The sequence below is a fragment of the Sphaerisporangium sp. NPDC004334 genome, assembly GCF_053602655.1.
This window is the reverse complement of sequence record NZ_JBSGDZ010000002.1, coordinates 251,832-266,793: the sequence shown is the minus strand read 5'-3', so window position 1 is coordinate 266,793 and position 14,962 is coordinate 251,832. Positions and strand designations below refer to the sequence as shown.

The following is a 14,962-nucleotide window of genomic DNA, read 5'->3' as shown; positions in this document are numbered from 1 at the left end:
CGCAGGCCCCGCGCGCCGGCAGAACTCGCTCCACGCTCGCCCCTGCGGGGTGACCTACGGTCATTCAGCCGGCCCGCTCACCCCCGCATCAGGAGACACCCCCTCCGCCCTGGCCTGTAAATCGTGCAGATACCGTCGCCACCGCTGGCGTTCGGCCACCAGCCGCAGGGTCCGCACCGCGCGCGGTTCAAGGCTCGCGTCCCCGTCCGGGATTGGCGCCCACAGAAACCGGCCCGGTTCGCTGACCGCCTGCTCATCGGCGATGCCGAGCACGCCCAGCACCCAGGCCCGCCGGTCGCGCTTGTGCTCCGCGAGCGTCTTGCCCGACCACTTGCGCGACACCAGCACCCGCCGCCCCGCATAACCGAGATGCTCGGGCTTGTGCGCCTTGCTGCGGCACCGGCCAGGAGCCATGCCCGCCCTGGCACCCTTCGGCTGCACCCCATACCGCAACCAGTTCGGGCAACGGGGGGAACACGGCTCGAACCGCAGCGCCGCCACCATCCGGGAAGCGTGCGCCCGCCGCGCCGTCTCTTCGGCGTCAATGCCACCGCCCAGGCTCTTGGTCAGATACTTGGCCAGATAGCGGATGCACTGGTCAGCATCCCGCGTCCCCGCTAGCACCCCTTGAATGTCGGCCTGCTTGCCGAACCGCGCCACATGCAACGGCTCAGCGTGCTCCGCCTCGCCCAGCTCATCCAACGCGTCATCCCACGTCGGAAGAACCTCACCGCTGTCGGGATCGACGTAATCGCCGCTCTGGCCGTCGGCGTACGCCTTGCCGCCGTCCCGGCCCGGCCGCTCCACCCACACCGGAAGCCGCTCACCCTCGAACCGGACATGATCGGTGGCAGGCCACCACACCTGATGGTAGGTCGCCGCCACCACGGCCCGGATGTCTGCCCGGCTCATCGTCCCGCGGATTGCCATGTGCAGATGCGGAGCCAGCCTCTTCTGCGGCTCCACCGTCGCGAAGTACTGCACATCGAACCCCGCCACGCGGCGAAGGTTCTGCACGAACCGATCCACCAGCTTGGAGAAGTGCAAGGCATCGCGCGCCGCCCGCCGGTAGTCATACCGAGCCGGATCAACCGGCACGCCGTCCTTAACCCGCCCGTACGACGGAAGCGTGAGCGTGATGAACATCGACGGCCGGAACCGCTTCCCATCGCAGGACACATACAGCCGCCCCAGCGTCGTATCCGACATCGCCCGGCGGGGGAGATCGGGGGCGTCCTGGCGACGGCGCGTGGACCTCACCCGGCGCTCACCCGGCTCCGGGCCGTCCAGCACGTTCCCCCGCATCCCCGCAGCATTGATCTCCGCGTCGATCTCCTCAATCGCCGCATCCCACACGCCCGCATCCGGGTCACCCGCCGCGTGCGCCGCATCCCGCTTGGCCTGCACCTCCGCCCGCCAGGCCACCAGCCACTTTTGATCCTCATCCGGCTCCGCCGCTTCGGTGACCGGCTCGGTCTCCAGATGCCAGCCCTCCTGGCACTGCGCCATCCGAAGCTGACGATTGCGCCGCGCGCAGGGGCGGCACTTAGCCTCCAGGGTCGCCCCGCACGGAATTTCCACCACCCGCGACGTCCCCGTTGTGGTGTCACTCACCCGAAACGCCAGCGTGCGCACACACACGCCGTTCTCCTCAGCCACCGTCGCGGCGACATCCGCCGCCAGCAGCGCCCGCACCTTGCCCGTCATGCCACGCGTCCCCGCGTCGGTCACACGTCCTCCGGTTCTCTGACCGTGCATCCACTGGACTTCGCGCCCTCCGGCGCAGCGCTCTCCGCCGCGCTGTCGCCGGCCGAACTCCCTCGCGGTCGCCCTACGGGTGCCTTCGGCATTCCGCCGGCCACACCGCTACCGCCGCCATCACTGGCCCCCGCCGGTCCGATCTCGGCGTCACTCAGCAGAGCCGACTGCCCGCACGACTCACACCAGGCGACGCCTCGCACGTGATCGGCCACCAGGTGATCCCGGCGCTTGCACACCGCGCACCGCAGCCCCGCCAGCCGCTCAGCCGCCGTCACACCGGCTCCCAGCCGCCGCCGTCGTACAGGTCCCACCCGTAGGACTCCGGCCGCGAAGGGTCGTCATCGCCGACCACGTTGCGGTCCCCGCACGCCCGGCACTCCACCACGCCGAGCACCGTGTCGTGCCACAACTCGTCTTCGGCCTCACAGGCCGGGCACACCAGCCCATGCAGAACCACCGGGAGACTCACACAACCTCCGTCGAGAGAATGACCATCTGCCGAATGTCGGCATCGCTCACGTACGCCGCGCGGACCCGGACCGGTGTCGGCGCGTTCTCCAGCCGCACGAAGCCCACCCCGGCCCCCACCGTCGGGTCCGAAGGATGACGGGGGATCTGATCGGCCAGCGCGCCACGATCACGCGCCCCGTCGCCGAGAACCATGTCCACCTGTTCCGGCTCGTCCAGCCGCAGCGCCACCCGATCGGGAAACAAGTTCCGGATCGACAGCACGTCTTTGCGCGGGTCCTGCAACGCCGCCACCACCCCGACCCCCACCGCGCGACCCTGCGTGGTCAGCGTCGCCAGCGCCGCCGAGATACGAAGCTTGAGCCCCTTGTCCGCCTGATAGGCCGTCAAGAACGCGATCTCATCCACGATCACCAGCACGAACGGATCAGCCACCGAAGGGACGTGATCGCGCCGCACTCCCGCATACCGGTCCGCCCGGTCCTGCATCACCTGAACCGCCGCCTCCAGCAGCTTCGCGCAGTCCTCCGGAACCGCCGCATACCGATCGAACAGGCCCCGCCCGAAAGACAGCTCCATGAGTTTGGGGTCCAGCGCCCACAGCTCCACCAGGCCCGCCCGTCGCGCCGGGAGCAGTCCCCGCACCAGCGACCACAACCAACTCCCCTTACCGGCCCCGGTCGCCCCCGCGATCAGCACATGCGTGCCATGCACCCGCAGGCAGAACGGTGATCCGTCCTCACAGACGCCGATGTCCACCGGCCCCACCGACGCCTGATCGGGCAACGGGCGTGCGGGCACCACCGAGGCCAGCGCATCCCGACGCGGAAAGGTCAGCGTCAGCCACCCCGGCCGCTCCACCTCCACCCGGCACCACGCCGCCCCGAACCCATGCGCCAGATTCGGCGACCGGTCCGCCCAGTCCTGGTCAGACTGGCCCTCCAGCATCCGCACCCGCACCCGATCGGCGACCCGGTCGCACCCCACCCGCACCAGCTCAGGCGCATACCCACGCCCCCCGACACTGACCGCCAGCCCGGCGACCGACATCACCGAGCGCCACCGCCGCCGGTAGACCCACATCCACCGACCCCACGCGACCATCCGCCAGCCGACGACGCGCACGAACACCGACGGCCACAGCCCCGCCCAGGCCGACAGGCCCAAGCAGGCCCCAGACGCCCCGAGCACCGCCACCCGCCAGCCGAACAGCCAGGTGACCCCGCCCAGCACGGCCACCAGCCCGCACGCCCACGGATGCCGGACCACCGTCTTGACCGTCCCGGCCACCAGCCGCCACAACCACACGACCAGGACCACAATCGCCGGAGTCCGCACCACCGTCGGCCGCCACACCACCGCCGTATCCGGGGTAGTGGAAACCACGTTCTGAACCTCGCTGCCGGGCAATTTGCGCAGCACGAAGAAAGTCACCCTCTCCGATGACTGGAGGAACGCAAAGAAAAACAGGGACAGGAAAGGGACCGCCGACGACCAGAAACAGTCAGCGGTCCCCGTCCCGCATCACCTGAACCGAGGACTCATGCCCCGCGAAGAAAGCGCGCCCCACGCGCGCAGCAGACCCGCCCACCGGCGGATGATCACCCGGGCAACCTCACCGGGCCCCGGCTCTACCCAGCCTTACGCGACGAACCCGCCGCCCGCATTCCACGAGCCTTGAACGAGTACGCCATCCGGTTCGTCGCCTGATTGACGTACGGCGTAACCGTCAGGCCATCGAACACCACCGGCACGAACGGCAACCCGCCCAGCTCCGCAGGAGCCGCCGGGATCTCCGGCTTCACCGCAGCGACGATCTTGACCGACACCGACTTCGCGGCGGCCTTCAACGTCGTGTCCCCGTCCATCACCGGCACCGCCCACATCAGCTCACCGCTGACCTTGTCCCGGGCCGGAACCTGATTGTCCTTCGTGCTCGCCTCGAAGTCGAACACCTGCGTAACCTCCGCCACGACGTACGCGCCGTAGGGGAACACCACCTCATGCGTCACAGGGATACCACCCTGTAAGGCCAACGCGACCACTCCATCTCTGCCGACGAACTAACACACGGCCCAACGGATAAGCACCGCATAAAGTTCCCCATTCGACTCACAACTCGCACATTTACCAGGGATGACCGTAACTGGAAATTAGGGACTGTTCGCAACCATCCAGCCGCCTGAAGGAAAGGCAAAGCGATAACCACGCCCCCCGTACAGCACGTCCGCATAGCCCGCCGCAGCACGACGTGGTATGACCTGCATCACAGCGAGGGCGGAATCCCATCACCCAAGAACAGATGCACCGCCTCACGCCAGGACACCCCCAGCGGCATACACTGAGCGTCGCATGCACAACATCGAACGCCCAGGACAACCCGTAAGTTGATCTAGGGCTCGAACATAAGGGCGTAGCGCGATGGCCCGTGATCTGTACCCTCCGCCTGAGGTCCGAAGCTGGCGGATAGGTCACCTCTGGGTCGTGCGCATCCACGGCGAGGTAGACGTACTCACCGTCCCAGACATCCGCCGACATCTGGACAAAGCCGTCTTAGGCCCCCAGCCCCCCATGGTCGCCGTGGACCTCACCTCAGTGACGTTTATGTCCTCGGCAGGCATCGGCGTGCTTGTAGAGCTACACCACCTCATCGCAGCCCGCAAAGGGTCCCTGACCGTCGCACTCCCACCCCAAGGACGCGCCCGACGCCTGTTCGAGCTCACCCGTCTGACCGACCTATTTCGCGTCCGCGAAACGCTTCAGGAAGCCGTCGAGGAACTCCGCAACGCGCAGCCCGCAGCCGTACATGACCAAAGCATCGATCTGCCAGAGCAGCCGTAGACACCACCACCGGTCCCACTGCACTGCCGAATTAATCTCATAAGGGTCAAGGCGGCGCGCACGCGCGCCGCGCGGCCGGAGCCCTCCCCGGCCGGGCATGCGGCCTGGCGGCCGGTCCCGGCCGGGAGCCCCGGCCGCTCCGCTCAGCCGAGCATCCTCAACAGATCGCCGACAGGCACTCCGTCACAGCAGCGGTTGCCGAATCAGTTCGGCCCATAGCCCACGGCTTGCTTTCGGTCGGCGTCAATCCGCCGTGCTACATAGATCCACAGCGCTGCGACCGTCGCGGCCAATGCGCAGACGACCCCCGCGATACCGAACACCGCCGCGATCGCATCCGCCTGCCCGAAGCCCAGGTCATCGGCGGAGATATCGTCCAGCACATGCACCGCCTTGGCCACGAAACCGATCACCCAGAGGACCGGAGTAGCCAGATACAGCAGCACGGGCACGACATAAGCCCACGCACTAGGACGGATTGCGGGCCGCATATGCACCGGTCCGTCACTCCACGCGTACGGCGGGCCGGGATACGGCCTCGAAGGAGGATGCCCGCCCGGCGGAACCTCGGCCGGAGGCTGCGACTGCCCAATGTCCATGCCTACGACCTCTCCTCGTACGACCGTTGCGCTTTCGCCTCGATGGCCGCCCGCTCCCCATCAGTGAGATACCTGTCAGCCCTGACCTCCCACAGGTGAAAGGTCTCGCGATTGGTCGCCTCACCGTTACGCCACGTCCAGACCCTCACCCGGTCCCGGCTTGCCGCGCGGCGCGCCCAGGCGCACACCGTCCCATACCGCGAGGACTCCCGCTCGGCCCAGGTCTTCACGTCATACCAGGTCGCTGACATCTTGCGTGTTTGTGACGTGCCGTCCTTGCGCTCTATCCCGACCAGCCACAACCACTTTTCACCGTCGGGCGTATACAGACCACCACCGTTCCGCCTTTGATACGGCGTCCCGGTGCGCTGGTGGTAGATGTGGCTGATCACCGACACCACCACGATGCACACCATCAGCACCACAAGCGCTACACCCGACCCCGACAGACCCAACCCCGCCCCCTCCGCAGGAGACGGTGACGGCTCCACGCAGGGACCGAATAACCCACACTGCGGTGACCCCGCCACCAGCCACGGCAGAGCCACCACCACTAAACCCGCTGTCGTCAACAGCCCTCACATCCTCGGCGTCTGGGTCACAGCACCAAACGAGCCACCACACACCCGAGATCCGCCCCATAAACGACCGGCATAACAGCACACCACACCCGCCAGTCCGACACCGCCACGAGAAACCGGCCGCAGTGGCGCCGGCCGAACTCCCTCACGGTCGCCCCTACGGGGTGGCCTACGGCCATTCCGCCGGCCCCACCACTCCCACCCCTCATAAGGCCAGCACCGTAGGCACCAGACGATGAATCCTCAGACGTCACCGCCGCCCACTCGGCGATGAGCGGCGATATCGGATCAGCGGAAACTACTGCGACGCCTTCTCAATGCGCCCCCGCTCACCATCGACCCAGTAGACCCGGACCACGCCACCCTCCGTCACCCGCGAGATCCATGCCTCGACCACGTCAGCATGCACGGACATATGCCTCGCCCATGCCTCCAGGCCCGCGACCCCGTCACCGTCGAACGCATCTTCGATGTAGGTGACTCCGTCGGTACGCAAGTAGCCCAGCTTCACCCCCGGCCACACATCACCCGGCCGCGTCTTGCTGGGACCACCCCCGAATCCCCGAATGGCAGCGATCATCACCGTAATCGAAAGGCCGATTACCACAAACAGCACAAACATCCCGGGTGAACTGACCATCGCAGGCACTCAACCACCGCCCGGTCTCACTGCCACCAACTCACTGACGCGATACCGGCTCATCCTGGCTAATCGGAACACAAGCCGTCAACGGCCCCGGTCATACCAGCGTTCCCGCCACTCAAAATCTTCAGAGTAAACACCCAGCGCTCGCACGACACCGCCACAGCGGCGCAGGCCGAACTCCCTCACGGTCGCCCACAGAAAGACCGACTCAGTTCACGATCTCGCGGGCCCGGGCCGAGCGCTGTTCGGTGTAGCGATTGCCGAGCTGCGCGGCGATCAACCGCTCAGCGATAAGCGGATGCAGCAGCCCGACCGCTTGCGCTGGAGCGGCCAGCCGCCACGCGTTGATTTCCGTGGCCTGAAGGCAGACGTCCGGCACATCCAGGCGAGCGCTGAAGACGAAGGCCAACCGGCCCCCACACCCCCGCCGCCCCGCATCCACCCAGGCCACCGTGACCAGATCCCGCGCCTTCAACGGCAGCCGGATCTCCTCCAGCGTCTCGCGCTCCGCCGCAGCCCGAGGCGATTCCCCCCACTCCACCAGACCCCCGGGAAGCTGCCAGCGATCACGATGGCGCACCAGCAGCCACCGGCCCTGCTCGTCACTGGCCAGCAGATATGCCGCCGCCGGTAACGCCGCCGCGCCACCGGTCATTTGCGCGTCGCGGTGATCAGGAAACGCGCCCCCTGGTGCAGCAGATCCGACGCCACCCGAGACCCCAACGTCGCAGGGTCACCCGGATCACCCCACAGATGCGAACGCACCCACTGTGAACCGTCCCGGTTGAACACCATCCCGAACAGCGACAGTTGACCATCGGGCGTCTGGCACGCATACCCGGCAATCGGGCTGTTGCAGTGCCCGCGCAACATGTGCAGCATGGTCCGCTCCGCCAGAACATCCCGGGCCGTCTGCGCATGGTTCAACTCATCAAGAAGCCGCATCACCGGTTCATCGGCCTGCCGGGCTTGTATCCCGATTACCCCGGCCCCAACAGCAGGCACCATCGCCACCCTGCCGCCGTCAGCCGGAAGGAACTCGATCGGCAACACTTCCGCCACCCGATCAAGCAGGTCCAGACGCGACAACCCCGCACGAGCAAGGATTAGCGCGTTATACCGGTCCCCGCCATCCAGTTTGCCGACCCGGGAACCGACCGCGCCCCTGATGCGCTCAGTACGAAGATCAGGCCGATACAGCCCAAGCTGCGCCCGACGGCGGACACTAGAGGTCCCCACCAGCGCCCCCGCAGGCAAATCCGCCAGCGTCCCGCCATCGCGACTGACGACCACATCATGCACATCGTCACGAGGCAGATAGGCACCAAACGCCGTACCGGCGGGCAACGGCACATCACCGGGTACGTCCTTCATGCAATGAACCGCGATATCTACCTGAGCGCCCATCAGCGCACGATCGATCTCCTTGGTGAAGGTGCCCTTCCCGCCCAGCTCAGACAGATCACCCGGCCACAGATCAGCGCTGGTCTTGATCGGGACAAGCTCCACCTTGACCCCGGGCGCCCTGCTGGTGATCAGGTCCGAGACATGCTGAGCCTGATGCATGGCCATCGGCGAGGTACGCGTACCCAGCCGCAACGACGTACCGGAAAACCGCTCCACGAGCAGGGCAACCAGAGCATCAGCCATCGCGAACCATCCCAGGTAAGGCGCCAGCACCGCCGACGCGGACAGTGAACCTACCAACCAGCCCCCAACCAGGGGCCCCGTTACAGTTACTACGCCGATATCAGACCGGCCGCAGTGGCGCCGGCCGAACTCCCTCACGGTCGCCCTACGGGTGGCCTACGGCCATTCCGCCGGCCCCACCGCTCCCCACCCCACCGGCACGGGGAACCACATGAGTCATGACGCGGATTCGACGCCTCCACGCGGGCGCTACCGAGATGGACCATCTCGCAGGTTCGAGGCCCCTGCGCAGGCATAAACGCGGATGCACCATGTCGCGGATTCGACGCCTCCACGCGGGCGCTACGCAACATGCGTCATGTCGCAGATTCGTGGCCCCTGCGCGGGCGTCACCGAGTATTCGATCATGTCGCGGATTTCCCGCCTCCGCGCAGGCGTCCGTGTGTTGGCGGTCAGGCGCGCATCATGTGCTCAAGGGTGTTGACGTCTTGATCCACCACCTGTCCGCACGCCGCGCAGCCCACCATGACGGCCGATTTACGCTTGTCGCCGTCCAGCAGGCCACCACAGCCGATGTGCGGCAGCGAGGACTCAAACTCCGTCTTCTCGACCGCCCCGCCTTGTCTCTCAGCGGCTTCCTCGATGTACCGGCGCAGCTCCCCGGGAGCGGCCATGAACCGGTTTGCGTTGGCCACCCGGGTTTGCGCGTTCTCCGGACCCGGCCCAGGCCGCTGGGCAAGGTCGGTCAGGTTCCAGCCATCAAGCACCACCACCGCGGCCTGTCGTGTCACCCACGAAGCGACTTGACGCCACCAGTCATTACGCTGCCCCAAAACCTTGGCCGTGCCGTGCCCGTGCCAGCGGTGAAGGTGAAGATCCTGCCGGTCCCAGGCGATCAGACGCAATGCCGCCTCAGTCACTTGCGGCGCACCGTCCCAGACATCGGTGACCGGCCCTGCGTCGTGCCGCTCGACGTGAAAGTGACACCGCAGCCCAGCCACCACCCGCCGCAATCTGTCCGGGGATCGCCACTGCGCCAGGTCCTCCAGGCTTCCCCCTGCGGCCAGCTCCAGCAGCTCTCGCCGCTCGCCATCGCTTGCCAGCCAGCGGACCAGCCAATCACGCATGGCGTTGAAACCCAGGCGCCGCGTGGAGTCCACCCCCGCGAGCCGTTCATATCGGGCACGCCACTCACGCGGCAACACCACCTCATGCCATGCCCCACGGTCGCGCACGACACCGGCCAGCGCATCGGGCACACGACCCGCGCCCGCGACGACCGCCACACGCAGGCCCCCATCAGCAAGACTGCGCCAGCCCAGATGGACAGCCACCCGGCCCCCACCCACCAAAGCCCCAGGCGCGGGAAGGTGGACAGTGACACTGAGATGACACTCAAAGCCATCCGTTACCTTCGCGCGGGTGAGATGAGCCTCAACCACTGTCGCCTCCGCAGGCAACATCCGGTGAATACGCACCGGCAGCGTTACCACCGCCGTAGCAGGCCCCGAACCGATCCGGAACCGCGCCACAGCCCCCCGCGTCGCCCGGCGCTGCTCAGCACGGCTCATCGACTGCCACGTCTGCGGAGCGATCCACGGGCTCAGCCCGAACACATTGCGCCACGGCCCCTCAGCATCCGCCAGCGTCTCAGGGTCCCGAGGACGCTGAGACGTCGAGGTGATCTGTAAGACCACCGCTAAGCGTTCGGTCCCATCCCACCGCCGAAAACGTAACTGCGCTTTCCGCCCCGCTTTACGCTGATCGGAAACCTTCCGCACCATCGGCATATGCCGACTCCAAAGCAGGTCCTTATAGGTGCCCCAGTACAAACCACCATCTTGAGCGAACTCCCTATACGTCCCGGCCACCGCAGCGGTATAAGCCGACTTAGCCTCAGCCCGCAAAATCTTGATGACCGGATAAACCCCGCGCTTGACTAGCTTGAGACGCTCAATCGCCTCCTTGAGTTCCTTACGGACCATACTCGTCTCCTCGGCCGACACCCCCTGTGCCCTGGCAGCCTCCACAGCCACCTTCAGGGCGTCGATCCGTTCCTGCGCGGCGCGTACCTCCGGATACCGTAGCCATATCGCCTCCAATTGCGCGTCATAGGCGCGCCATATCTCCACCAGCCTGTTACGCAACAGGTGCACCCGGCGCATCTCCTCCACCACCTCGCGCGGCACATCCCGCCGCGCCGCGAGCGGCCGTTTCACACACTCGCCATCCCTTGCGGGATCGAGGCCGGGAAGATTCCCGCAGATGGCGTATCGATAGGTACGCACCACGACTCCAGGCGCAGCCCCCTCGCAGGTGAGCGTCGGCACGGTCATCTGAACTGAATAATCCTTTCAATGTGGCTGATCAATACACGGTCCAGCCGCGATGACGCCGGCCGAACTCCCTTGCGGTCGCCCTACGGGTGACCTACGGCCATTCCGCCGGCCCCATCGCTCCCCTGAGTCTCTGCACGACGACGCGCCTCGCTGCCACCCACATCCATCGAAGCGGCAATCCCCGACCGCTGTAGAAACTCATCGAGCATCTCATCAGCCCGCCGATAGGCGTCCCGTTCTGTGGCAACCTGCTCAACCTGCTGCGTCCCCAGCGGGCCGGGTAGCAAGCAATGCAACTCCACCGGGCGGCACACTCGGACAACAATGAACGCTCGCACCTCGCCGACCATGCCGTGACGGTCACCGTGTATCCGCCGCGAGTCCTCCCAGACGATGCCTACAGCGGCCAAGACGACGGCCTTTCGTGACGAGAGTCATCCTTGCCTGCGTCCAACCTGCGATACAGATCCGCGATCCGCTGTGACGCCGTCTCCGCAGCCGCCACCCGGCACCAGGTGTAAACCCGCCGCCCTGTCCGCTTCGAAAACCGGCCAGTCCACCAGCGGTAATGCCACTCTTGTAGCCCCGGCTCACACCACACCACCAACGCAGGTGCGACCGACACCGCCGCAATCTTGCTGCCCGGTTGAACGTCCGCCTCAATCCCCAGCCCAGCGAGGTTCCGTCGAAGCTGCCAAGCAGCTACCGCCGCCTCAGAACGCGGACCCGTCGCGATCGCGATCACGGCTTACGCCCCACACCGCACACCACCGGCATGTCTGGGAACTGGCGACGGTACATGTCGTCTTCGTTCGTGCGCCACATCGTCAACGGCACCAAACCCGGCTCGACCAGGGCCACCCCCGAGAAGAAGGCCCGCACCTCCTCCAGCGAACGCGGCACCCCCGGCGAACTCGCCTTGTCATACACCCGGGCCGCCTGGCGCATACTCGGCACATCCAGCACATGCGAAATCACCAGCAACGACCCCGGAGCCAGCGCCGCCACCAGATCAGCCACCACTTCATACGGCTCATCCTCAGGCGGAATGAAATGCAACACAGCCACCAGGAACAAGGCCACCGGCCGAGAAAAGTCGAGCAGCGGCTTACTCGACCACAGCAGTTCCCCCGCCCTGCGAAGGTCCGCCTGAATAAAAAAGGTGTCCTGGTCGTCGGCAAGCAGAGCACGCCCATGGGCAGCAACGATCTCGTCGCTATCCACATAGACGGTTTTCACGCCGCGAGCAACCGACCGCGCAACCTCATGCACGTTGTCCTGAGTCGGATAACCACTCCCGACATCAAGAAGCTGCCGGATACCACACTGCTTAACGGCGTAGCGGACCGCCCGCCCCAGAAACAAGCGATTCGCCCGAACCATGTACTTGATATCAGGGTTGGCGGCCAGCACCTTAGCCGCCGCCTCACGCTCACACGCGAAAGCATCCCGATCATCACCGAGCAGAGCGTTATACACCCTCGCCACACGCGGAACCCCGGTGTTGACCGGAGGGGCCAGCGGGACCAGTGCTCCACCCAGGTTCGAGGCATCGCCTCCGAGATTCCTGGTCACGCGCCCTCCTTCGCCTGTCTGACCGCCCTCAGCTTGTGAGGTGCTCCAAGGGTTATCTACACTGAAGGCCCCTTCAAGGACTTGGAGAGGACATTGAGAGGACTCTCAGGGGCCATACAGTGACCGAGGATGTCTGTTTAGTCCCCTGTGGGCCATATGGCAGTACTGTTTGGCTCGCCAGCCCGTGACCCATTGCGGAGGTTGCTCACATGACCCGTCCCACGGGAAATGCCCAGCTCAAAGCGGCGCGGCAGTATGCCGGCTATGCATCCCAACAAGGGTTCGCCGACGCCTTGACCGCGGCTGCCCTTGTGCTCGGCCTGGGGCACATGGAGGTAAGCGTCCGCCAGGTTCGGCGTTGGGAGTCGGCGACCCCACCTTGGCCGCAGGCCGATCACCAACGTCTGCTTGTGCACGTATTGCAGATGCCCCTAGAGGAGCTGGGCTTCACTCCGCCCTGGTCTGGGGCATCGGGTTCTCCCTCTGCGCCGCAACAGTCTCGCCGTCCTAGACCGCCCCACAGCACGGGGGCCGCTTTGCCGCTTCCTCGGGCATCAGCGGCAACTCAACCGACGACAATCGGGACCGACTACAGCGCGATAACTGTCGCCTATAGGCGTCTATATTGGACTGTCCAGCCCACGCAACTGCATCCCGCTGTCCTAGAACATACTCGGCTAGGAGTCCAACTCTTAACAGAGACAACCAATCTCGCACGTCGAATGCTCGCGACGGCCCTAGCTGAGTCCCTCTTGCTGGTTGGTCGCATCGAGTTTTTCGACCTTCGACAACCTCAAGACGCAGACGCAACCTTTATTCGCGCTCTACAAGCAGCAGGGGAAGCAGAGGACCCTATCCTTGGCTCAGCCATCCTGGCACACGCCGCATTCATCCCCGGATGGGAAGGGCATCGTGAAGATCTGGCGGAACGCATGAGGGCATCCCGTGCTTACTCGCGCCGCGCGCCAGCTTCCCCTGAATTCCTCGCCTGGCTTGACGCGGTGGAAGCCGAATGCGAGGTTCGCTGTGGACATTTTAGAGAAGCATTGCGCTTAATCGCACATGCAGAGGATACTCTCGCGACCGCGACGCTTCACCCGTCCCCGGATTGGTTCCAATGGTTCTCTCCTGTGCGCCTGGCGGCATTCAAAGGTAATGCCCAACTCAAAGCCGGACATCTTCCTCAGGCTCGCGAAACACTGCGATCTGCCTTAAATTCACTAGCACAGAGCGACGGAAAACAGCGCGCAGTCGTTCTAGGCGACCTGGCCGCAGTCGAAGCATCCGATAGCAAACCAGACGCAGCGTGCGTTGTCCTTGAAGAGGCCCTAGATCAACTCGCGACAACGTGGTACGCGACTGGGATGGAGCGTGTTCGTGACGTACGCCGCATGCTGCAACCATGGACCGATCGTGAGTGCGTACAACGCCTAGACGATCGCCTCTATCAATGGAAAACAACGCTCACTGCATTGCAGCGTTGAAACTTTTGATCCGATCCGGCAATTCGTCAAGAGTCTCTATACGCATCGTCGGAATCCGATCCGCTTCCGGAGCGTCCTGTAGAATCACACCCCAGGGTCCCCTGCGTATCAGGGCAGTGCATAGACCCATTTGGGCCGCTGGCCTAATATCATTGTCGAGTCGATCGCCAACGTACAGGATTTCGCTTGCAGCACATGGGGCAGCGCCTATCACGCAGCGAAAGAATTCTACGTCCGGTTTTGATACCCCCCAATCATCGGATGTAGCAATCATGTCCGTAGGCAAGTTCAATGCTCGCAGGATTCCACCAGCCCTGACGGTCTGATTACCAGCGATCCCTACCCATAGACCGTCATTCCGAAGCTTCTCTAGCGCTGGTCGAGTGTCCGGATAAAGGTCTTCCTCGCCGAACCATTCCGCTTTACCTGCCTCAGCCCGCTTCTCGCGTTCCTCCGTCAGGTCGAATCCGGGCCGGAAGACCTGGAACGTCTCGCGATAATCCAAGCCCTTCGCAATGACCGCGCCGAAGACAGCAGAGAAGGTGTGTCGAGGCACGTCCAGCCAATCGGCCCAAGTGCCATACTCGCGAGTCTCATTGACCAAGCACTCACCGACATCGAACACCACGGCTCTAATCATGTGATGAGCTTACGACGTAGAGCCTGCCTCCGGCGGGGGGCTCCGGCTCCGGAGCGGCAAGGAGCAGCAGCGCGGGAAGGTTCGTGGCTGGCGTGCCTGCTGTCCGTCTGCCGTCGCCCAGGACAAGCCGAGCAGGCTATGGGCATGGGGTCAAGGTCGTTCCTCCAGTAGGGGGCTCCACCTTGACCCCATGCCCATAGCCCACTCCCCAGAAGGTGGGCGACGGCAGACGGACAGCAGGCGGTGGGTTTAGTGCAGGCCAGCTAGGTATCAAATGCGTCACAATTCCGTCATCGGCATGCCGGCGCCTGTTACGGCGCCCGAGTCGGTGAATGTTCGTGGACAGCGCACTAGCGGAGTCCACGCGCCCTGCCACCA

13 protein-coding genes are annotated in these 14,962 nt (G+C 65.3%); 1 reads left to right on the top strand and 12 read right to left on the bottom strand.

The features are described 5' to 3' along the window. Nucleotides 1-60: 60 nt before the first annotated feature. From ACWEN6_RS03080 to ACWEN6_RS03065, 4 genes are all read right to left on the bottom strand, one after another. Nucleotides 61-1,707: a replication initiator gene (locus tag ACWEN6_RS03080; protein WP_452568704.1), complete on the bottom strand. Its 1,647-nt coding sequence runs from the start codon at nt 1,705-1,707 to the stop codon at nt 61-63. A 325-nt stretch (nt 1,708-2,032) separates the two neighbouring features. Then, on the bottom strand, nt 2,033-2,230 hold the full coding sequence (locus tag ACWEN6_RS03075; protein ID WP_452568703.1) for a hypothetical protein: 198 nt from the start codon (nt 2,228-2,230) through the stop codon (nt 2,033-2,035). After that, nucleotides 2,227-3,663 (bottom strand): FtsK/SpoIIIE domain-containing protein, encoded by a 1,437-nt coding sequence (locus ACWEN6_RS03070; RefSeq protein ID WP_452568702.1) that lies wholly within the window; start codon nt 3,661-3,663, stop codon nt 2,227-2,229. Before ACWEN6_RS03070 ends, ACWEN6_RS03075 begins: the two co-directional genes overlap by 4 nt. Nucleotides 3,664-3,860: 197 nt before the next feature. After that, nucleotides 3,861-4,241: a plasmid replication, integration and excision activator gene (locus ACWEN6_RS03065; RefSeq protein WP_452568701.1), complete on the bottom strand. Its 381-nt coding sequence runs from the start codon at nt 4,239-4,241 to the stop codon at nt 3,861-3,863. A 409-nt stretch (nt 4,242-4,650) separates the two neighbouring features. On the opposite strand from ACWEN6_RS03065, the gene ACWEN6_RS03060 reads away from it, so the two are divergent. Beyond that, complete coding sequence (locus ACWEN6_RS03060) at nt 4,651-5,070, top strand: STAS domain-containing protein (protein WP_452568700.1); 420 nt, start codon at nt 4,651-4,653, stop codon at nt 5,068-5,070. Between the two features lie 203 nt (nt 5,071-5,273). On the opposite strand, the gene ACWEN6_RS03055 is transcribed toward ACWEN6_RS03060, so the two are convergent. From ACWEN6_RS03055 to ACWEN6_RS03020, 8 genes are all read right to left on the bottom strand, one after another. Further along, entirely contained in the window at nt 5,274-5,522 is a 249-nt protein-coding gene (locus tag ACWEN6_RS03055) for a hypothetical protein (RefSeq protein WP_452568699.1), read from the bottom strand. Nucleotides 5,523-5,671: 149 nt separating this feature from the next. Continuing rightward, nucleotides 5,672-6,094: a hypothetical protein gene (locus ACWEN6_RS03050; RefSeq protein ID WP_452568698.1), complete on the bottom strand. Its 423-nt coding sequence runs from the start codon at nt 6,092-6,094 to the stop codon at nt 5,672-5,674. 454 nt (nt 6,095-6,548) lie between these two features. Next, nucleotides 6,549-6,890 carry a hypothetical protein gene (locus ACWEN6_RS03045; RefSeq protein WP_452568697.1) on the bottom strand — a complete coding sequence of 114 codons (342 nt, stop codon included), beginning with the start codon at nt 6,888-6,890 and terminating at the stop codon, nt 6,549-6,551. A 214-nt stretch (nt 6,891-7,104) separates the two neighbouring features. Further along, nucleotides 7,105-7,551, bottom strand: coding sequence for an NUDIX domain-containing protein (locus ACWEN6_RS03040; RefSeq protein WP_452568696.1), 447 nt, complete (start codon nt 7,549-7,551; stop codon nt 7,105-7,107). Continuing rightward, on the bottom strand, nt 7,548-8,546 hold the full coding sequence (gene hemC, locus ACWEN6_RS03035) for a hydroxymethylbilane synthase (RefSeq protein ID WP_452568695.1): 999 nt from the start codon (nt 8,544-8,546) through the stop codon (nt 7,548-7,550). The genes ACWEN6_RS03040 and hemC overlap by 4 nt, the downstream gene beginning before the upstream one ends. Nucleotides 8,547-8,998: 452 nt before the next feature. Then, nucleotides 8,999-10,882, bottom strand: a complete 1,884-nt coding sequence (locus ACWEN6_RS03030) for a hypothetical protein (RefSeq protein WP_452568694.1) — start codon at nt 10,880-10,882, stop codon at nt 8,999-9,001. 744 nt (nt 10,883-11,626) lie between these two features. Further along, entirely contained in the window at nt 11,627-12,460 is an 834-nt protein-coding gene (locus ACWEN6_RS03025) for an SAM-dependent methyltransferase (RefSeq protein WP_452568693.1), read from the bottom strand. Between the two features lie 1,464 nt (nt 12,461-13,924). Then, a complete protein-coding gene (locus ACWEN6_RS03020; protein ID WP_452568692.1) occupies nt 13,925-14,572 on the bottom strand; it encodes an HAD family hydrolase in 648 nt (215 codons plus the stop codon). Nucleotides 14,573-14,962 lie beyond the last annotated feature (390 nt).

What these genes read in the sequence shown, in the direction of transcription:
- ACWEN6_RS03080 (WP_452568704.1), bottom strand. Translation starts at nt 1,707, where the DNA reads ATGACGGGCAAGGTGCGGGCGCTGCTGGCGGCGGATGTCGCCGCGACG.
- ACWEN6_RS03060 (WP_452568700.1), top strand. Translation starts at nt 4,651, where the DNA reads ATGGCCCGTGATCTGTACCCTCCGCCTGAGGTCCGAAGCTGGCGGATA.
- ACWEN6_RS03030 (WP_452568694.1), bottom strand. Translation starts at nt 10,882, where the DNA reads ATGACCGTGCCGACGCTCACCTGCGAGGGGGCTGCGCCTGGAGTCGTG.
- ACWEN6_RS03045 (WP_452568697.1), bottom strand. Translation starts at nt 6,890, where the DNA reads ATGGTCAGTTCACCCGGGATGTTTGTGCTGTTTGTGGTAATCGGCCTT.
- ACWEN6_RS03040 (WP_452568696.1), bottom strand. Translation starts at nt 7,551, where the DNA reads ATGACCGGTGGCGCGGCGGCGTTACCGGCGGCGGCATATCTGCTGGCC.
- hemC (WP_452568695.1), bottom strand. Translation starts at nt 8,546, where the DNA reads ATGGCTGATGCTCTGGTTGCCCTGCTCGTGGAGCGGTTTTCCGGTACG.